At 59.2% G+C, this 18,038-nt stretch carries 19 protein-coding genes, 1 tRNA gene, 2 pseudogenes and 1 riboswitch; of the genes and pseudogenes, 14 read left to right on the plus strand and 8 right to left on the minus strand.

What is annotated here, in order from left to right; all coding sequences use genetic code 11:
• The first annotated feature begins 2 nt into the window (after nucleotides 1-2).
• The 6 genes from ACLBKR_RS00920 (at nucleotide 3) to ACLBKR_RS00945 (ending at nucleotide 2,444) form a co-directional block, all read left to right on the plus strand.
• Nucleotides 3-476, plus strand: coding sequence for a UPF0262 family protein (locus tag ACLBKR_RS00920; RefSeq protein ID WP_112831975.1), 474 nt, complete (start codon nucleotides 3-5; stop codon nucleotides 474-476).
• 5 nt (nucleotides 477-481) lie between these two features.
• Complete coding sequence (locus tag ACLBKR_RS00925; RefSeq protein WP_162757780.1) at nucleotides 482-961, plus strand: low molecular weight phosphatase family protein; 480 nt, start codon at nucleotides 482-484, stop codon at nucleotides 959-961.
• A gap of 120 nt (nucleotides 962-1,081) precedes the next feature.
• Nucleotides 1,082-1,300, plus strand: coding sequence for a translation initiation factor IF-1 (gene infA, locus ACLBKR_RS00930; RefSeq protein WP_004435948.1), 219 nt, complete (start codon nucleotides 1,082-1,084; stop codon nucleotides 1,298-1,300).
• Between the two features lie 33 nt (nucleotides 1,301-1,333).
• Entirely contained in the window at nucleotides 1,334-1,954 is a 621-nt protein-coding gene (locus ACLBKR_RS00935; RefSeq protein ID WP_112831974.1) for a Maf-like protein, read from the plus strand.
• 1 nt (nucleotide 1,955) lies between these two features.
• Nucleotides 1,956-2,168, plus strand: a complete 213-nt coding sequence (yacG, locus tag ACLBKR_RS00940) for a DNA gyrase inhibitor YacG (RefSeq protein WP_112831973.1) — start codon at nucleotides 1,956-1,958, stop codon at nucleotides 2,166-2,168.
• A 200-nt stretch (nucleotides 2,169-2,368) separates the two neighbouring features.
• Nucleotides 2,369-2,444: transfer RNA gene (locus tag ACLBKR_RS00945), tRNA-Phe, on the plus strand.
• Nucleotides 2,445-2,567: 123 nt separating this feature from the next.
• On the opposite strand, the gene ACLBKR_RS00950 is transcribed toward ACLBKR_RS00945, so the two are convergent.
• Nucleotides 2,568-3,557: a DUF4062 domain-containing protein gene (locus ACLBKR_RS00950; RefSeq protein WP_113486059.1), complete on the minus strand. Its 990-nt coding sequence runs from the start codon at nucleotides 3,555-3,557 to the stop codon at nucleotides 2,568-2,570.
• A 375-nt stretch (nucleotides 3,558-3,932) separates the two neighbouring features.
• On the opposite strand from ACLBKR_RS00950, the gene ACLBKR_RS00955 reads away from it, so the two are divergent.
• A complete protein-coding gene (locus ACLBKR_RS00955; protein WP_414900292.1) occupies nucleotides 3,933-4,232 on the plus strand; it encodes a DDE-type integrase/transposase/recombinase in 300 nt (99 codons plus the stop codon).
• A 197-nt stretch (nucleotides 4,233-4,429) separates the two neighbouring features.
• Here ACLBKR_RS00955 and ACLBKR_RS00960 read toward each other — a convergent pair whose 3' ends face one another.
• The 6 genes from ACLBKR_RS00960 to ACLBKR_RS00985 are packed head-to-tail and all read right to left on the minus strand — an operon-like array spanning nucleotide 4,430 to nucleotide 10,326.
• The gene (locus ACLBKR_RS00960) at nucleotides 4,430-5,830 is read right to left on the minus strand and encodes a M20/M25/M40 family metallo-hydrolase (RefSeq protein WP_113448221.1); all 1,401 of its coding nucleotides are present in this window, start codon (nucleotides 5,828-5,830) and stop codon (nucleotides 4,430-4,432) included.
• A gap of 1 nt (nucleotide 5,831) precedes the next feature.
• Nucleotides 5,832-6,452 (minus strand): isochorismatase family cysteine hydrolase, encoded by a 621-nt coding sequence (locus tag ACLBKR_RS00965; protein WP_113448220.1) that lies wholly within the window; start codon nucleotides 6,450-6,452, stop codon nucleotides 5,832-5,834.
• A 16-nt stretch (nucleotides 6,453-6,468) separates the two neighbouring features.
• Nucleotides 6,469-7,269: an ABC transporter permease gene (locus ACLBKR_RS00970; protein ID WP_113448219.1), complete on the minus strand. Its 801-nt coding sequence runs from the start codon at nucleotides 7,267-7,269 to the stop codon at nucleotides 6,469-6,471.
• Nucleotides 7,266-8,138: an ABC transporter permease gene (locus ACLBKR_RS00975; protein WP_113448218.1), complete on the minus strand. Its 873-nt coding sequence runs from the start codon at nucleotides 8,136-8,138 to the stop codon at nucleotides 7,266-7,268. The genes ACLBKR_RS00970 and ACLBKR_RS00975 overlap by 4 nt, the downstream gene beginning before the upstream one ends.
• A gap of 2 nt (nucleotides 8,139-8,140) precedes the next feature.
• Nucleotides 8,141-9,193 (minus strand): ABC transporter ATP-binding protein, encoded by a 1,053-nt coding sequence (locus ACLBKR_RS00980; RefSeq protein WP_113340494.1) that lies wholly within the window; start codon nucleotides 9,191-9,193, stop codon nucleotides 8,141-8,143.
• A 14-nt stretch (nucleotides 9,194-9,207) separates the two neighbouring features.
• On the minus strand, nucleotides 9,208-10,326 hold the full coding sequence (locus ACLBKR_RS00985; protein WP_113340414.1) for an extracellular solute-binding protein: 1,119 nt from the start codon (nucleotides 10,324-10,326) through the stop codon (nucleotides 9,208-9,210).
• Nucleotides 10,327-10,626: 300 nt separating this feature from the next.
• Between ACLBKR_RS00985 and ACLBKR_RS00990 the strand changes: the two genes are divergently transcribed.
• The 3 genes from ACLBKR_RS00990 to ACLBKR_RS01000 are packed head-to-tail and all read left to right on the plus strand — an operon-like array spanning nucleotide 10,627 to nucleotide 13,472.
• The gene (locus ACLBKR_RS00990; RefSeq protein WP_414900297.1) at nucleotides 10,627-11,265 is read left to right on the plus strand and encodes a cysteine hydrolase family protein; all 639 of its coding nucleotides are present in this window, start codon (nucleotides 10,627-10,629) and stop codon (nucleotides 11,263-11,265) included.
• Nucleotides 11,228-12,706: an MATE family efflux transporter gene (locus ACLBKR_RS00995; protein ID WP_414900299.1), complete on the plus strand. Its 1,479-nt coding sequence runs from the start codon at nucleotides 11,228-11,230 to the stop codon at nucleotides 12,704-12,706. The genes ACLBKR_RS00990 and ACLBKR_RS00995 overlap by 38 nt, the downstream gene beginning before the upstream one ends.
• A gap of 37 nt (nucleotides 12,707-12,743) precedes the next feature.
• Nucleotides 12,744-13,472 carry a GntR family transcriptional regulator gene (locus ACLBKR_RS01000; RefSeq protein WP_113340416.1) on the plus strand — a complete coding sequence of 243 codons (729 nt, stop codon included), beginning with the start codon at nucleotides 12,744-12,746 and terminating at the stop codon, nucleotides 13,470-13,472.
• Between the two features lie 283 nt (nucleotides 13,473-13,755).
• Here the strand turns inward: ACLBKR_RS01000 and ACLBKR_RS01005 are convergent.
• Nucleotides 13,756-14,021: pseudogene (locus tag ACLBKR_RS01005) on the minus strand (hypothetical protein); the annotation flags it as partial.
• Nucleotides 14,022-14,238: 217 nt separating this feature from the next.
• A riboswitch (guanidine-I (ykkC/yxkD leader) is annotated at nucleotides 14,239-14,346 on the plus strand.
• Nucleotides 14,347-14,424: 78 nt separating this feature from the next.
• On the opposite strand from ACLBKR_RS01005, the gene ACLBKR_RS01010 reads away from it, so the two are divergent.
• The 4 genes and pseudogenes from ACLBKR_RS01010 (at nucleotide 14,425) to ACLBKR_RS01025 (ending at nucleotide 18,033) form a co-directional block, all read left to right on the plus strand.
• Nucleotides 14,425-15,495, plus strand: coding sequence for a putative urea ABC transporter substrate-binding protein (locus ACLBKR_RS01010; protein ID WP_113340496.1), 1,071 nt, complete (start codon nucleotides 14,425-14,427; stop codon nucleotides 15,493-15,495).
• Nucleotides 15,496-15,563: 68 nt separating this feature from the next.
• The gene (locus tag ACLBKR_RS01015; RefSeq protein WP_113437184.1) at nucleotides 15,564-16,382 is read left to right on the plus strand and encodes an ABC transporter permease subunit; all 819 of its coding nucleotides are present in this window, start codon (nucleotides 15,564-15,566) and stop codon (nucleotides 16,380-16,382) included.
• Nucleotides 16,379-17,204 (plus strand): annotated as a pseudogene (locus ACLBKR_RS01020) (ABC transporter ATP-binding protein); the annotation flags it as partial. The gene ACLBKR_RS01015 and the pseudogene ACLBKR_RS01020, both read left to right, overlap by 4 nt.
• A gap of 1 nt (nucleotide 17,205) precedes the next feature.
• Nucleotides 17,206-18,033, plus strand: coding sequence for an urea amidolyase associated protein UAAP1 (locus ACLBKR_RS01025; RefSeq protein WP_113448216.1), 828 nt, complete (start codon nucleotides 17,206-17,208; stop codon nucleotides 18,031-18,033).
• Nucleotides 18,034-18,038: the final 5 nt, after the last annotated feature.

An 18,038-nucleotide genomic window follows, 5' to 3' on the forward strand; every position in this document is an offset into this window, starting at 1 on the left:
CGATGGCCAAGGGCGACTTCCGGCTTTGCGATGTTGTGCTGGACGAGACGATCGGCCGCTCGACGCCGGATGTCGAACATGAGCGGGCCGTCGCCATCTTCGACCTGATCGAGGAAAACTCCTTCGAGCCGGTCGGTCACTCCGGCGGTCCCTACAAGCTCTATCTCTCTCTGGTCGACAGCAAGCTGGTCTTCTCGATCAGGACCGAAGGCGGAGAGGATGTCGCCACCCATATCCTGTCGCTGACACCTTTCCGGCGGATCATCAAGGACTACTTCATGATCTGCGAAAGCTATTATGAAGCTATCCGTTCCTCGACGCCGAGCCAGATCGAGGCAATCGACATGGGGCGCAGGGGCATTCACAACGAGGGTTCGCAGACGCTGATGGATCGGCTTTCCGGCAAGATCACGCTGGATTTCGATACCGCCCGGCGGCTTTTCACGCTCGTCTGCGTTCTCTATTGGCGCGGGTAGGGCCAATGGCCGGCGAGGGGGCTCCCGATCAGAAGGTCAGGATGCCGGGTGCCGTTCTGTTCATCTGCGGCATGAATGCCATCCGCTCGCCGATGGCCGAGGCGATTGCCCGGCAGATGCTGCCGCGCGGCACCTATGTGGCATCGGCCGGCGTCCGTGCCGGCGAGCGCGATCCCTTCGTTGACGCGGTCCTGGAGGAGATCGGGCTTTCGCTCGGCAGACGGCAGCCCCAGACTTTGGACGAACTGGAAGACGATTTCTTCGATCTTGTGGTGACGCTTGCGCCGGAGGCCCATCATGCGGCACTGGAGCTGACCCGTTCCTCGGCCGTCGAGGTCGTCTACTGGCCGATGCCGGACCCGACGGTTGCGACCGGCACGCGCGACCAGATTCTCGGTGCCTATCGCGAGGTGCGCGACCGCCTGCGCCGGCTGATTGCCGAACGTCTTCTGCCTTCCGTCGGAGGCCACACCGGGCCGGTCTGAAACAAATTGGAAAAGCGCACGCTACAAGGTTCACAAAACCTTGGTGATTGTGTAGTTTCCGCCCACATTTTCGGAGGCCCGCCGAGGCCCCGGCCAACATCCAGGAAAGATAACCGCTCTATGGCAAAAGAAGAAGTCCTCGAATTTCCCGGCGTCGTCACCGAATTGCTGCCCAATGCGACGTTCCGGGTGAAGCTGGAAAACGAGCATGAGATCATCGCCCACACGGCCGGCCGCATGCGCAAGAACCGGATTCGGGTTCTCGCCGGCGACAAGGTTCTGGTGGAGATGACGCCCTACGACCTGACGAAGGGTCGTATCACCTACCGCTTCAAGTAAAGCGCTCCCCCGACGAACGCCGCGAGAGGTCGCATGGAGCTGAGACAGAAGCTGATACTGGCCTCGGGGTCGCCGCGCCGCCTCGACCTGCTGAAGCAGGCCGGGATAGAACCCGCGCGGCTGATGCCCATGGACCTCGACGAGACGCCGAAGAAGTCCGAGCATCCGCGCTCGCTGGCGCGACGGCTTTCGCTGGAAAAGGCGCGCGCCTGCTACGACCAGATCCGTTCGGATCTCCAGTGGAACGACAGCTACATCGTCGCTGCCGACACGGTCGTCGCGGTCGGCCGTCGCATTCTGCCGAAGGCGGAATATCTCGAGGAGGCGTCCTCGGCGCTGCACCTTCTGTCGGGCCGCAGCCACTGGGTGTTCACCGGCGTCTGCCTGATCACGCCGGAAGGCACCGTGCGCCAGAAGGTGGCCGAGACCAAGGTCCGGTTCAAGCGGCTGTCGGGCCATGAGATCGAAAGCTATCTCGCTTCAGGCCAGTGGCGCGGCAAGGCGGGTGCCTATGCGATCCAGGGCATCGCCGGTTGCTTCCCGCAGAAGCTTGTCGGCTCCTACACCAACGTCGTCGGACTGCCGCTGTTCGAAACCCTGCAAATGCTGTCCGGCGAGGGTTTTGACGTTCAGGCGGGTTGGACGGAGGGCTGACATGAGTGACGATTCGTCTTCGCGCTCGGCAAAGGTCGAGCCGCTGCGCAAGGCAAGGCCTTGTCCCGAATGCGGCAAGCCCTCGCAGCGTGAGCACTATCCTTTCTGCTCCGATCGCTGCCGCACGATGGACCTTTCACGCTGGCTGAAGGGCTCCTACGCCATCCCCGTCGTCGAGGACGAATCCAAGGCCGAAGACGACGGCCGCGGCTGATTTTTCCTTCCGTCAGGTTCCAAGGGGCGGCGGAAGCCATTCATTTGGCAGGGTTTTTCGGTAAATTTGCAAAGCTGTCAAAAAAGTGCCTTTTGGCGCTGGACATGGCCGAACAAGATGCTATAAACCGCCTCGCTTCCGGGGGAAACTTCTCCCCCGCCGGTCGGAAACCCCGCCGGTTGGCTTCGCAAGAGCCTGATGCCCGGATAGCTCAGTTGGTAGAGCAGCGGATTGAAAATCCGCGTGTCGGTGGTTCAAATCCGCCTCCGGGCACCATTTTTATTTAGCAAGATCAATGTGATGTGGTGCAAATGCTCAATGGGCGTTCTGGTGCTGGATGCGCTTGGGTACTATTCTGGGTGTCAGGTTCGCGTGCATTGATGGATCAAGATAACTCCGTCAACCAAGATTTCTTAAGCTGGAAAGGTACGTAGCATGTTGCCGGCCACGAGCCGTTAGCTGCCAATCAGAAATCAGCTCCGATGCTGTCCCTCGCACAAGCTCCTTGGATTCTAAGTAATGCAGGAAATATTCGACCGTTTCTAACTCCAGCTCCAACCAATAATGATCGAACCGCTCGTACTCTGCGGGAAAATTGAATTGTGTTGTCAGAAGATCGCTTGCCGCTCGGCTGATGCTCGCTATTGCCCGGTTGGAGATGAGCGAACGAAAGACGGCTTCGGCGATATCTCTATTAGCGATTGTGGCTACGCCCTGCTTCTTGTTGGGTAGTTCCTCATTTTTTGAGTCTATCAAAATCGGAACCTCTGTGTACTTTGCAAGGTCATTGAAGCTCACAAGGGTTTCAGTTCGTCTCTTGTCTTGCTTTGCAGCCTGTGTCCTAAGAACTTCCAGTTCTTTCATTAAATCCACGGTGAGGGCGTTTTCTCCACGTACCCAACCTTGGGTGGGGTTCCGTTTCTTGGCATCGATAAGAGCAAGAATTGTCTGTTGCCCCAACTCCTTGGAATCACTCCAGAAATTTACCAACCTCGATTTTGTGAGCTTTTCCCTAAAGGCTTCAAGTTTTTTCCTGCCGTCGTCCGTTTTCTCAATAGCAGAGCCGGGTAACGCATCGAATGGATTTTTGTGTAGCAATCGGATAATCGGCTTTCCAATTTCTATGGCGAAATCATATTCCATCTCAGTAAAACTCAAGCGAGTTTCTGAATGTATCGAACCATATTTTCCTGCCGATACGATTAAGTAGTAGTCGCTTTCGGATATTACTTGTTTTATATATTCGAATTGTTCAAGGTCCGCTGCGGGAAACAATTCCATGCCGGCAGGAAAGCAATCTGATTTAAGCAGAGCAGACGATATCTCTTTGCGAGCGTCTTCTAGGTCTTGGAACGTTGAACTAACAAAAACTTGATATCGTCTTTCCATTCTGGTTCGCTCTAATTTTCGTAAACCGTCTGTGTAATCATACGAAGATATCCAGAGAGTCGTGCGAAATTGCAAGTGATCGAGGTCTCTGCAAAAGGCAGGGCCTCATGCTGATGGCATCACTTCCCCGCGAACAATCCCCTCGCCTCCTTCTCCCCCGCCGATCCTTTCACCCATTGCCACGGAGCGCGAGGCTTATGTTGACTTTGCCAGTTCAGGGTGCTTCTTCGCATCACGGACGGCATCGCGTAGTCGTTCGCGGGCCTCCTTCGGATCGATCTTCAGTTCGGTGCACAGCGCCTTGAGGGTGATGATTTCGGGTGTGATACGAAAGCCGCGAAGCGATTGCGGATCAGGCTACTGAAGAAAGTAGGCATGCCGCCCAAACGGATCATCACCGACAAGCTCCGTTCGTATGGCGCGGCCAAGCGTGATGTTATGCCGGCTGTCGGACACAGGTCCCACAAGGGTCTCAACAATCGAGCGGAAAATTCTCATCTTGCCGCTGCGAAAGCGGGAACGGACGATGAGGGTTTCCGATCAGCCGCCAGCTTGCAGCGGTTCATCTCGATCTTTTCGATGCTCCGAAATCTCTTCGTCGCCCCACACCAAAAACGATCCGCCCTTGCCACTCACGTTCACCGCATCCGCGAAATAGCGCATTGGAAGCCGTGACCGGCGCGGCTGCCTGATCCCAGAGAGCCGCGGGCATGGTTTGATCGCAGCTCGATAACGTGACAATTCCTGCATTTGTCATTTGACGTATGCGTCCCAGTCGACTTTCAACTTCTGCGTTTCCAGATTGCGCAGTGGGTGCCGAGCGAGCCAGACCTTCTGGCAAATAGTAAGTCATTCCGAGCGGCACGCTGTACTCAGCGCGCCCAGGTCGCGTCCCAGAAGGATTGCGGGTCGTTTGCCAGCACGTCGGAGATGGTGGGTGCCGGTGCTGGAATAGGCTTGCCGCCGGTGCGTTGACTGAGTTCCGCCTTGGCGGCGGAAACCGTTTCCGGCGAAGCCAAAAGGGCGGTCGCTCCCATGGCAAGCGCCTCGGATGCCATCAGCGGGCCCGGGCTGCTGGACGGGTGGCCTGAAAGCGCCGTCCATGCCCAGTGGTGGATCGGCACGTTGTCCGGATAGGCCCAGTTGACCCGGCCGAGCGGAATCTGCCAGCTGATATCGCCATCGTCCTGGCCGTAATAATCGATGCCGGTGTCGAAGTAGTCGAGCTCACGATGCAGCTTGAACGGTTTTCCAGGGTCGCATGCGGCGGATAGTTCTTCCATCCAGGCGATATCGGCTTTCGTCCAGCGCGGCGGGCCAAGTTCCCGGAGGCACTTGTCGAGAACGCGGCCGACGGTGTCATTCCCGAGATAGCCGCGGCAATTGGCGATCTGCTCGGCAACCAGTTCGACGCCCTGTTCGGCGGCGATGCGGCTATAGGTGTCATGCATCAACTTGTAGCCCGCTTGAACCATGTCGAAGTCGTGGTGGCGGACGGAAGACCAGAGGCGAACTTCCTCAGGCGTCACGCCGGGGGTAATGCCGGCCGAACGATAGACATGTTTCAACTGTAGGCCGGGCACGTCCTGGCGCAGTCGATCAAATTCCGCATAAGCCGCTTCGGCGGCGAGAAGCGCATTGCGATTGGCAACTTTGCCGCCGTGGGCACTTTCGCCGATGAACTTGAATTCACCGCTTGCCATGGCATGGCAGGGCCGCGCGAGGGAGCCGTTCTGGTAATCGCCATGCGAGGTCAGCACGAGGTCGATACCGTCGAAGACGCCGGCTGCCTGCAGGGCCAGCTTGCCCCATCCGATCTCCTCAGCCGGACAGCCGACGACGGCGATCTCGCCGGCAAGGCCAAGCTCGATCATCGCCTTTGCGGCCGCAATGCCGGCGCCGGTATTAGCCGGGCCGATGTGATTGTGGCCGCAACCGTGACCCGGTTTGCGGCGATTGCCGCTGCGATAGGGAACCGCGTCATTGTATAGGCTTGGCAGGGCGTCATATTCGACCAGGATGCCGACCTTTGGTCCGTCTCCATTGGTGATGCGGGCGAGAAAGGCAGTCGGCACACCGCCGACACCGCGCTCGACCGCAAAGCCATGCCGCTCGATGAAGTCGCAAAGGATCGCCTGCGACTTGTATTCCAGTGCCGGCAGTTCCGGCACTTTCCACATTTCGGCAAAAAGGCCTTCGATCTCTGCGGCAAGGCCGGACCAGATGCGGCGTGTTTCCGCAATCAGGCGATCCTGGGTCTCATAGTCCGGCATATCAGGCGGCCTTATCCTTTTTGAAGGCAAGAAACGCTTCGCAGATTTCGGCGGCCGTCCGGCGGGCGCCGTGCTGAAGATATTCCATGTTGTTAAGTGCTGCCTCATGCGCCTCGATGGAGGAGCCGGCCACGCAATCCTCGACGACCCGGCAATGGTAATCCGACTGATGGCCATCCGCGAAGGTATAGTGCACGCAGATATTGGTAAGGCCGCCTACAAGGATCAGCGTCTCGGCCTTCAGGCCGCGCAGAAGAATGGAGAGGTCGGTGCCGATAAAGCCGGAATAACGGCGCTTGACGATCGTGTAGTCGTCGTCGCGCAGGCCGACTTCTTCGGCGGCGATCGCCGTGCCCGGCCAGTCTTCGCGCAGGTGCATGTCTTCGTCGCCATCCATTTCCCTGCCATAATCGACGCCGGTCTTGCGGTGGCTCTCCTGCAGGAAAATGATCGGCACTCCGCCCTCTCGCGCCGCGTCTATGACAGCGCGGGCCTTGCGCATGCGTTCGACTATGCCCGGCATCAGCGGGATCGTTCCGTCATCCTCGAAAGCGACCTTCTGTATATCGACGACGATCAGGACTGGCTGGCCAACGATCATGGGGTTCTGCTTCTTTGGCATAGTATGCTCCTTGAACTTAAAAACGTGCACCGAGAAGTTTCGGAAGATTGCCCAGTCGGGCAACGGTGATGAAGCCGAAAAGGCCGATCAGCATGAAGAACACGGCGCCGACGCACATGGTGGGCGAGAAGCCGGTTCGCATGCTGGAGAAGATTTTCACCGGCATGGTTTCGGCGGTGAAGCCGGCGACCATGAAGGCGATGACATATTCGTTGAGGCTGAAGATCGCGACGAAGATGAAGCTCGAAACGACGAAGGGGAGGACCATGGGTACGGCGACCGTACGCAGGATGTCGTTGTCGCGGGCACCCATTGTGCGAGCCGCCTCGACCAATGATCTATCGATGCCGGAAAACCCGAGCGAGATCATCACCAGCGGCACGGCGATGAAGGTCACGGCATGGCTGATGACAATGTTCTCGATCTGGCCGACATGCTTGATCGTGCCCCAGAACAAAAGGAACAGGACTGCGATGACGACGGGCGGCAGGATGAAGGGAACGCTGGCCATGCCCGCCAGGATCTTTGAGTAACGCGAATTGGTCTTCCATTGGATATAGGCGATCGGGAAGGCGACGCTGATCGTCAGTAGCGAGGAGGCAATCGCGATGCCGACCGAGCGCGTGAAGGCGGACGTCCAGGCGGGGTCCTGCATGAAGGTGTAATACCAGCGCAGGCTGATATTCTGCGGCGGAAACGTCATCTGCGCCGTGCTGTTGAAGCTGACGCTGGCGACGATGATCAGCGGTGCCGCTAGGAAAAAAGCAAGGCAGACCAGAAAGATCTGGCGCAGCGTTATCTGGATGAAGCTGCTCATGACGTATACCCCTTTCCACCGACCTTGTTGATGATGAGGATCATCACCCCTGTGACCAGCATGAGAAGGACGGCGATGGCCGAAGCCTGAGGCAGGTTCTGGGCGGAGTTGGCGACTTCACTGATGATGACGCCGATTGTCCAGTTAGCCGGCCCGCCGAGCACGAGCGGCGCGACATAGGCGCCAATCGACATCACCATTGTTGTCAGATAGGCGGTGGCGATCGGTTTGCGCATCAGTGGCAGGAGCACGTTGAAGAAGGCCCGCATGGGGGTGGCACCCATGGTGGACGCAGCTTCCATGTAAGAGGAATCCATACGGGACAGGCCGGGATAAAGCGTCATCACGTTGAAGGGGATGACGACATAGATCAGGCAACTGACGACGCCGAAGAAACTCGGGGTCAGTGAAACGGGCCGGTCGAGCAGGCCGAGGAAAACGGCGACCTTGGAGATGCCGACCCGTTTCGACAGGATAATCTGCCAGGAGAAGGTTATCAGGACTTCGGAAAGCGCCAGCGTCGTCAGCAGGCCGATCAGCCAGACGATCTGCGCCTTGCGGCTCATGCGGGTGATGAACCAGGTGGCCGGAAAGGCAATGATCATGCTGAGCGTCGCGACCGTCAGCGCCAGCCAGAGTGAAAAGATCAGTCCGTTAAGCACCATCGGCTGAAACAGGCTTGCCATCGCGTCCAGCGACCAGCCGCTGCCTTGATAATAGGCCGGATCGAGGCGGGCAACGCTGACGCGCAGGAGAAGCAGGAAAGGCACGCCGAAAAAGGCGACGATGATGAAGAAGGGCCAAGCGAGGCCGGTCATGACCGAGAGGCGCTGACGGTCCAAGCTTCCCTGCCCGGAGACGAGTGACATGATCAGTCCTCCAGAACAGTCACCGAACCCGGTGCGAAGGAGATGGCAAATTTCTCTGCGCCTTCGAGCTCGGCCCAGACGGAAGGGGCAAGCGAGGCGACGACCTGCCTACCGTTCCTGTCGAGAAACACCTCGACGCTGGAGCCGAGGTCGCGCACGAAGGTCACGGTTGCGATCGGGACAATGCTGCCGGCTTCAGGGCGCGACAGAAGCGTGCTTTCCGGGCGAGCGCAGATCGTGACCTTGTCGCCGGGATTGAAGCGGGAAGGAGCGGGGCTGGTGTTGACGATGGTTTCCCCGATCCGTACATGCTCGCGATCGACCAAAGTGCCTTCGGCAAGATTGCTCTGACCGATGAAATCGGCGACGAAGCGGTTCATCGGCCTGCGGTAGATCTCGACCGGGCTGCCGACCTGCTGCACCTTGCCATGCGCCATGATGACGATCTGGTCGGCAATGGTCATCGCCTCACGCTGGTCGTGGGTGACAAAGATGGTGGTGATCTTCAGCTTCTGCTGTAGCTGCCGCAGTTCGACCTGCATGTGGTCGCGCAGTTTGGCGTCGAGCGCCGAAAGCGGTTCGTCCATCAGGAAGAGAAGCGGCTCCTGCGCCAATGCGCGGGCGATCGCGACACGCTGCCTCTGGCCGCCGGAAAGCTGGTCGACCCGGCGCGACTGCATGCCGGGCAGATCGACGAGCTTCAACAACTCGTCGATCCGTTCCTGCTTGTGATGCTTTGCCATCGTGCGATAGCGAAGGCTGTAGCCGATATTGCCGGCTACATCGAGATGCGGGAACAAGGCAAGGGCCTGGAACACCATTCCGAAGTTACGCTCATTGGTCGGGACGCCGGTTATGTCGCGACCGTCGAGGCGCACTGTGCCGCTAGTCGGTTGCTCCAGACCGGCGATGATGCGCATCAGGGTCGTCTTGCCACAGCCTGACGGACCAAGGAAGCAGACGAATTTGCCCTGTTCGATCGCAAGCGAGACGTCTGAGACGACCGTGTTCGTGCCGAAGGACTTCGTAAGGTTTGAAATTTCCAGGCCTTGCATCATTCCGTCCAGACTTACTGACCGAGCATCTTGAGCATCTGCGCGGAGATGTAGTCGGCGTGTTTCACCTTGGCGGCGGAAGCGACAACGATCGGCTTGCCGGTGCCAGAGACGGCGTTGAACTCGTCTTCGGTCAGGTTGAGCTTCGATTTATCGATAAGCGGAGCGGCGCCGACATTGCGGGCGATGAGCTCGTGGCACTCCGGCGTGGCGCTCCAGTCAAGGAAGGCGATGGCGGCATCGCTGACTTCGCCGACCTTCGGCACGCACCAGGCGTTGTAACCGAGGACTGCACCTTCCTTCGGGAAGATCGAGGCGACGTCGGTGCCTTCCTTCTTCATTATCATGGAGACGTCGTGGAAATACATGCCGCCGACGACCTCGTCGTTCTGATAGGCGCTCTGCATCGAACCTTCGTCGGTCCACCACAGCTTCGTGTTCGGCTTCAGCTCGCCGATCTTGGCGATGACCTTGTCGATGCCGGCTTCGGTGTCGAGCACGGACGGGCCGCCGAAATAGACGGAAGCTACAATGTCGAGCAGCACGCTGGTGCCGCCACCCTGCAGGCCCCAGGCCGAAGCGCGCGGCTTCCAGAGCTCGGTCCAGCTATCCGGCAGCTTTTCGAATTCGGACGGGTTGGCGATCAGGGTGATGTACCAGGCCATGGCGCCGACGCCATCGACCTTGCCGCCGTCTTCATAAAGGAAGCCGTCGATGAGATTGCCGACATTCTTCAACTTGGACTTGTCGACCGTTGCCCAGAGGCCACGCTGGCGGCCGCGGATGACGTCTGCCTGACCGGCGCAGCACACATCCATCGGAGCGGAGCCCGCCTGGATGGCCTGGCCGAGCTGGACGAGAAATTGGGCACTGCCCGACTGCGGGATCGACTGGACGGCAATGCCGGTCTGCTTGGTGAAAGCCGGGTAGACGTCCTTTGCAAAGGCCTGCTCGAAGAAGCCGCCGAAGTTTGAAACGCGGAGCGTGGTTGCGGCATAGGAGGGGCGCACGAAAGGCGCGGAGACGAATGTCGCTGCCGCGGCAAGGCTGCCGGCCGCCTTCAGGACCGTTCGGCGCGAAACCGCTGAGTTCATATTCTGGCCGGAAGGCGATGCGGGCTTTCTGGATGCCATACTGTGTTCTCCTAACTTTCCCCTTGGATGGATGTTCAAGGACTATGCAATGGGCGTGCCAGTAATAAAAAATGCGATATAATCATATATTTAGTTTGATTACGCCGGTTTCTGAAGGTGCTTAAATTCTCCTGAATTTTGAGGGAAAATGGGCATATGCATAAATAATAGGCTTATTGTATGCAATATTGCATACTTAAATCCGGCGTGTATAATCGCGACGGTAAGCGCCCCTGCTGCTCGAATCTTCAGGTCAAAAAAGGGGTGCCGGTCTCTCTTATAAGCAAGCGAGTGAAGCTGATGTCTGGAAATCCGATCGTCCCGAAGCCCATGATCGTCGGGCGCGCTGCCCTGATCGTCGTTGATATTCAAAAGTCGGGCTTCATGCCGCGGCCGACCACATCCCGTCTTGAATTTATGGGCGATCACATCGAGCGCAACTGGCGTGCGAAATCGGTTGTTGATGCTGCCCGCAAGGCCGGTATCCCGATCATCTTCGTGCAGGAAGCGCATCGCGACAGCCTGATCGATTTCGGCCGTGAGCTGGATGGCTCGGAAAGCATCCATTGCCTCGAAAGCTCGCCGGGTACGCCTTTCCCGGTCGAGGAGATGGAAATGACGCCGGATGACCTGCGTATCACCAAGCGTCGCTATTCGGTCTTCTATGGCACCGAGATGGAAATCCTGCTCAAGGCCGTGAAGGCCGAGACGCTGTTCTTCGTCGGCGGTTTCACCGATGTCTGCATCCATTACAGCTTCGTCGATGCACATCAGGGGGACTACTACTGCCGCGTCATCGAGGATTGCGTTTCGGGCTCCAGTCAGGCTGCACATGACGCGGCACTGGTGGCGATGGAATATCTGCAGGCCGGAGCCCGCCGCAATGCGCAGGAGGTCATCGATGCCTTCGCCGCGCAGGCCGCTGCCGCTGCTGCCTGATCACCAAGGCATGACCCACGAAGCACGAAACGAGCTGCGGTCCCTCGCGGGTATCGCAGCTCCGCTTGCGGTTGCTCAGGCCAGTCAGCTTGTGATGAGCCTTGCGGCGAGCGTCATGCTTGGGCGCCTTAGCGGCTCCGCGCTTGCGGCGAGTGGCCTTTGCGCCGTCTTCATTCAGGTGCTTGTCGTCGTGTCACAGGGCGTGATTGCGGGCGCGCATCCGCTGATGGCCGCCGCCAGGGGAAAAAGCGAGACGGAAGGGCAGGGCGGCGACGATGCGGCCTATGCTTTCGGCGGGGCCATTCTGGCAAGCCTTATCCTGTCGCTTCTGTCGGTTGCCATTCTTCTCAATCTACCGGCCATTCTTCAGCCGTTCGGCGTCGAGGCGGATATCCTGCACGATGTCGACCAGTTCGTCACCATGGCGGCCTGGGCCGTGCCGGCTATACTCTGGATCATGCCGATCCGTCTCTATTTCTCAGTTTCGGGGAAATCCTGGCTGACGATGGCATCGGTTGCGATCGGTGCGGTGTTCTATGTGCCGGCGCTCTCCACACTGACATTCGGCGGCTTCGGTTTCGCCGGATACGGATTGACGGGGGCCGGCATCGCCTACACCATTGCCTGGTGGCTGATCGCTGCCGGATTGACCGCCTATTCCCTTCTCACCGGACATCTGCCTGCTTCGACCATCTGCAATGCCTCGAGAAAGGCCACGCAAGCGCTGCGAGACGTCTGGAAGATCGGCTGGCCGATCGCGCTCATTTACGCGGCAGAGCTCGGCATGACCCTGGCGCTGACGCTGATTACCAGTGGGTTCGGGACTGTTGCGATCATCGCCAATCAGATCGTCTACACGCTGAACAACATCGCCTTTAACCCGATCATCGCCATCGGTCAGGCAACGACCGTGCGGGTCGCCTATCATCTCGGTGCCGGCAGGCCGGCTGCTGCGCGATTGGCCGGAAATATCTCCCTGATGACGGCGGCCGGTCTGATGGCGTTTTTCGGCGCTCTTTTCTTCCTGGCCTCCCGGCAGATCATCGATCTGCTTCTCGGTGCCGATACAGTAGATTCCGCAGCCATAGAGCCCCTGGCGCAGCAGCTGATCCTGATCCTGGCCGGTTTCCTCGTGTTCGATGGAATTCAATCGGCAGCAAATGGTGCGCTCCGTGGCCTGAAGGATACGCGAGTGCCGATGATCGTGGACCTTTGCGGCTACTGGCTGATCGGCTTGCCGACGGCCTTTCTTCTGTCCCTTTGGCTGGATTTCGGCGTTATCGGTGTCTGGTTTGGCATATTGGCCAGCATTACCAGCGTCGCGTGTTGCCTGCTCCTGCGCTGGACATATATGACGGGCCGCGCAGTTGCCTCCGCCGATGGTTCGGTTGTTACACGCGAAAGTCGAGGCGTGTTGCGCAAGATGATAAGTCCGACGTAAGGATACTTGCAGGAAGATAGCTCCTTTGGATGCAATAATGAAGAAAAGCCTGAAGGTGGGCGGGGACATTTCCCCGGCCAAGGAAACCGGATCGCGGCGTAAGCTGACACGCGCCGAGGAAGTTCGCGCGCGGCTTGCCGACGACATTGTTGACGGCAAGCTGTCGCCCGGAATGCCGCTGGACGAGACCGAGATCGCCGCAAGTTATGGCGTGTCGCGGACACCCTTGCGTGAGGCGATACGGGATCTCGCCGCAATGGGGTTGGTTGAAACGCGGCCGCATCGCAGCGCCATCGTCACGAGGCCTTCTCCCGAGCATCTGCGGCAGATGTTCCAGGTGATGGCTGAGCTGGAAGCCCTTTGCGCAAGCCTAGCGGCTGCGCATATGAGTCTTTCTGAACGCCGCACGCTGGAAACCATCCATGAAGGTTTGGCACAGATCCTAAAGGAGAACGACCCGAGCCATTATCATGTGCTCAACGAGAAGTTCCATGCGGCGATCTATGCTGGCAGCCACAATGCCTATCTGGTCGAAATCACGCTTGCGACGCGTCGACGGCTCTCGCCTTTCCGTCGTGCGCAGTTCCTGACTGCGGGGCGTCTGGCGAAATCCTACAAGGAACACGACGCAATCCTCGTCGCCATCCTGCAGGGCAATCGCGAGCTTGCAGCGGAATCAATGCGCCGGCACATCCTGACGGTCGAGGATTCCTATGAGGAATATGCGGGCCTTAAAGACGCCGGCGGCAATTCTGTTGAAATCTAACGGCTTGACCTCACGTACTAAAGACTTTGCGATGTACGTTATCGGGATAGGCTCATAGATCATTGTGCGAGAGAGCCCCGGTAGTAAGGCAACGCCGTTGCTCTAGACGTGCATCATGGATGCGTCGCTTTGCAGCGAGCGCCGCCCGTACGATCATTCGCAGCCTTGGCACGGGTTTCCCAAGAGGTAGAACCGAGCCACAGTTACAGCCTTCGCAGCACCTAAACCTATACGCCCGATTTGCATCTGATGGGGCGATGCGGATCAGCTATTATCCGGGTGGCTATGGAGCTTCCCAAACTTGATTGAGGATTTTCGCCGCAAGTGCCGCCTTGTCCTGCCGGAGGAAGCGACCATAGTGCTGCTGAATCACGTCCGGTGTGTACGGAATGGTATAGCTGGCTGCTCATACGAGCCGGTCCGCTTGAGGATATGCGTTGCCAGAATATACCGAAGATTATGCGGCCCCTGCGGCAGCAGGCCCTTGATGGCACCTCGGCCGGTATAGGGATTATAGATGCCGTAGCGTTGGATCACAGTACGCCAAGCTGGGCGTGTTGACGCCGCCGTTGAACTATCGCGAAGAGCGGGTGTTCGACTAGGTAATACGGTCGAAGAGGAGTTTGCTTGCGCGCACAGCAGAATGAAAAATAGGCAATAATGTCTCGATTGTGTGCAACTCTCCCCCACTTCTTTGTTGAACGTGCTGACGGTGATGGAAAAGAGGCGATTTGAAGATTGGCATGAGGTTTGCTTTCTATATTCCAGAGTTAGCGGCTAGGGTTCCGGCACGATCACGTGCGACTGGTCCGAGAGCGGCGACCGGCGGGGAGACATCCCGCCGGGTGCACGGCGGGACAAAAGCCCGGGAGACCTCGTAAGCCAAGGGATTGGCGGCGCGATGGTTCATGCCGATCCCTTTCTGAAGATCGCTCAAGAAGGGGAATATCCAATGCGGACCATTTCGAACTTTCTCGCCACGCTTTCGGTGGCAGCCCTTGCTCTCGCTGCGCCGCTTGGCGCCCATGCCGCGCCCAAGAAGGAATTCAAAGTGGCTTGGTCCATCTATGTGGGCTGGATGCCCTGGGGCTACGCCGCCGACCATGGCATCGTGAAGAAGTGGGCCGACAAATATGGCATCAATATCGAGGTCACCCAGTTTAACGACTATGTGGAATCGATGAACCAGTATACCGCCGGTGCCTTCGACGCGGTGACGCTCACCAATATGGACGGGCTTTCGATCCCGGCTGCCGGCGGCATCGACACGACAGCCGTCATCGTTGGCGACTTCTCGAACGGCAACGACGCTCTGATCCTCAAGGGCAAGGACAAGCTCGAGGATGTGAAGGGCCAGAACGTCAATCTCGTCGAGTTCTCGGTCTCGCATTATCTGCTCGCCCGCGCGCTCGAGAGCATCGGCTCCTCCGAGCGTGACGTGAAGGTGGTCAACACGTCGGATGCCGACATGGTTGCCGCCTATCAGACCCCTGACGTGACCGCCGTCGTCACCTGGAACCCGCTGGTCTCCTCCATCCTCGAAGACGCCTCCGCCAAGAAGGTCTTCGACAGCTCGCAGATCCCGGGCGAAATCATCGACCTGATGGTCGCCAACACCGATGTGCTGAAGGACAATCCCGACTTTGGCAAGGCGCTGGCCGGCATCTGGTATGAGACCATGGCCGTCATGACGGCGCAGACGGACGAAGGCAAGGCCGCGCGCACAGCGATGGGCACGGCCTCCGGAACGGATCTCGCCGGCTTCGAGGCGCAGATGGCAGCAACCAAGCTCTTCGACAAGCCGGCCGATGCGGTCACCTTCACAGCCTCTCCGGACCTGTCGAAGACCATGGATCTCGTCCGCAACTTCCTCTTTGAAAAGGGCCTGCTCGGAAGCGGCGCGCCGTCTGCCGATGTCATCGGCATCGAACTGGCGGATGGCTCGGTACTCGGCGACAAGGAAAACGTGAAGTTCCGTTTCACCACCACCTACATGGATGCCGCCGCCAAGGGTGCGCTTTGAGGCCACTGCCGTCCGGTTGACGGTGTCTTCCGGACGACGCCCGCCTTCCTGAAATCCTGGAGTGGTCGATGCGCTGGATCAATGCTCATCCCGGAAATGGCGCGCGCCTGACGCTCGTGCTCTTGCCCTTCGTGCTGGTGCTTGCAGCCTACATGATCGGCTCGGCGGAACGACTTGCCGAAAACCCGAACGACAAGCTGCTGCCCGGCTTCGCTGCCCTCGGGGAAGCGATTGACCGCATGGCTTTCACCCCCGATGTCAGAACCGGCGACTATCTGCTCTGGTCGGATACCTGGGCCAGTCTCGGGCGACTTTTTGCCGGGCTTGGCATCGCCACCGTGATCGCACTCCTGCTGGGGCTCGTGATCGGCATCCTCCCCTACGCCCGGGCAGCCCTGTCCCCCTTCGTTGGTGCCATTTCCATGGTTCCTCCGTTGGCGCTGCTCCCCATTCTCTTCATCGTGATGGGGCTGGGCGAGACCTCCAAGATTGCGCTGATTGCCATCGGCGTGACGCCGATCATGATCCGTGATCTGGCACTGACGGCGATATCGCTGCCGCGCGAAATAATCGTGAAGGCTGAAACGTTGTCAGCCTCCTCCTGGCAGATTGCTTTGAGGGTGGTGCTGCCACAGATCCTGCCGCGGCTGATCACAACGCTTCGCCTGCAACTCGGCCCTGCCTGGCTGTTCCTGATCGCGGCGGAAGCCATCTCCTCGGATAGCGGCCTCGGCTACCGCATCTTTCTGGTGCGGCGATACCTCTCGATGGACGTGATCTTCCCTTACGTAATCTGGATCACGCTGCTCGCCGTCGTGACCGACATCCTGCTCGATCGCCTGCGCATCGCCGTCTTCCCCTGGTCGGAACTGGAGAAGGGCAAATGAGCGCCCTTTCGATCCAGAATGTTTGGAAGGAGTATGGCGACCAGATCGTGCTGGAGAACGTCTCCATCGAGATTGCCTCTCGCGCCTTCGTCGCGCTCGTCGGTCCGTCCGGCTGCGGCAAATCCACCTTCCTGCGCATGCTGCTGGGGCAGGAAACCCAGACCAAGGGCAAGATACTGCTGGATGGCGAGCCTCTGCCGAAGGAGCCGGGGCCGGATCGCGGCGTCGTCTTTCAGCGCTACTCGGTGTTTCCGCATCTGACCGTGCTCGGCAATGTCATGTTTGGCAGGGAGTTGAAAGCCTCCCGCGTGGCTGGTCGCCTGTTCGGTTCGGCACGTCGCGCGGTGGAGGAAGAGGCCCGCGCGATGATCGCGGCGGTTGGCCTGATGGGGGCCGAGAACAAATATCCTGCCCAGCTTTCGGGCGGCATGCAGCAGCGTTTGGCTCTGGCACAGGCGCTGATCGTGCGGCCCAAGGTGCTACTGCTGGACGAGCCCTTCGGCGCGCTCGACCCCGGCATCCGCGCCGAGATCCATACGCTGATGAAAAAACTCTGGCACGAAGCGCCGATGACCGTGGTGATGGTGACGCATGACATGCGTGAAGCCTTCACGCTTGCCACCCGTGTCGTTGCCTTCGAGCGGCCGCGCGACCGCCCGGAAGAGAAGCTGCGTTATGGCGCGACCATCACCAAAGATATTGCCATCTGGCCGCCGAGACGGGCGGGCGTGCCTTCCATCTTTCGCCCCGACCGGGACGGCCCGGTCTCCTCAAAGGGTCAATAGCCGGGACGACCCGACCAACGGAACCACTGGAGATCAACATGCATATCAGACGTTCACCAGAAGAGATTGCCGCAAACCGCGCGCGCTACGAGGAACATCAGAAAAAGGGGCTGGAATTTGCGCCCAAGACACTGCCGGGCAAGAGCGGGAAACCTGCGCCGTCCATTGAAGCCGGCCAGATCGTTCATCAGGAAAAGCTGCCCGGCGGCTGGTACTGGTGGACGCGCGTGAAGGCCAACGAGGTGTTGCGCGTGGCGCTCGACGAAGGCTTCTCGACCGTTTCCGTCGTTGCCTGGAATGTCGCTGACCCCAGCGAGCGCATGAACCTGCCCGATACGGTGAAGGTGCAGTGGACGACGGGTCTCGGAAAAGGCCGGGTGATCTTCTCCGACATGGGCAAGGTGATGTTTTCCATCGTGGAAGACAGCTGCGGCGCGCATGACGTGCTGATGGGCGGATCGACCGCCTCTTCCAACGCGAAGAAATATGCCGGGCAGAATGGTCCGGCTTTGCGCAACACCCGCGACAACTTCGTGCTGATCGCCACCAAGGCGGGCTTAGACAAGCGCGACGTTCCGGCAGCGCTGGCCCTGTTCGCACCCGTCCGTGTCGATGCCGATGGAAAATTCGAGTGGAAACCCAATCTCGTTTCCAATGGCGACTATGTCGATCTGCGTGCCGAGATGGACATGATCGTCGGCTTCTCCAATTGCCCGCACCCACTCGACCCAAACCCGGTCTATGCGCCCAGTCCAGTCAGTATCACGCGGATCGCCGCCATCGAGCCGGCTGCCGACGACCTGTGCCGAACCGCGACTGCCGAAGCCATGCGTGGCTTTGAAAACAACACCTCCGCGGCCCTGTGAGAGGA

The sequence above is a fragment of the Paenirhizobium cremeum genome (assembly GCF_047553425.1).
Classification (GTDB): Bacteria; Pseudomonadota; Alphaproteobacteria; order Rhizobiales; family Rhizobiaceae; genus Allorhizobium; species Allorhizobium cremeum.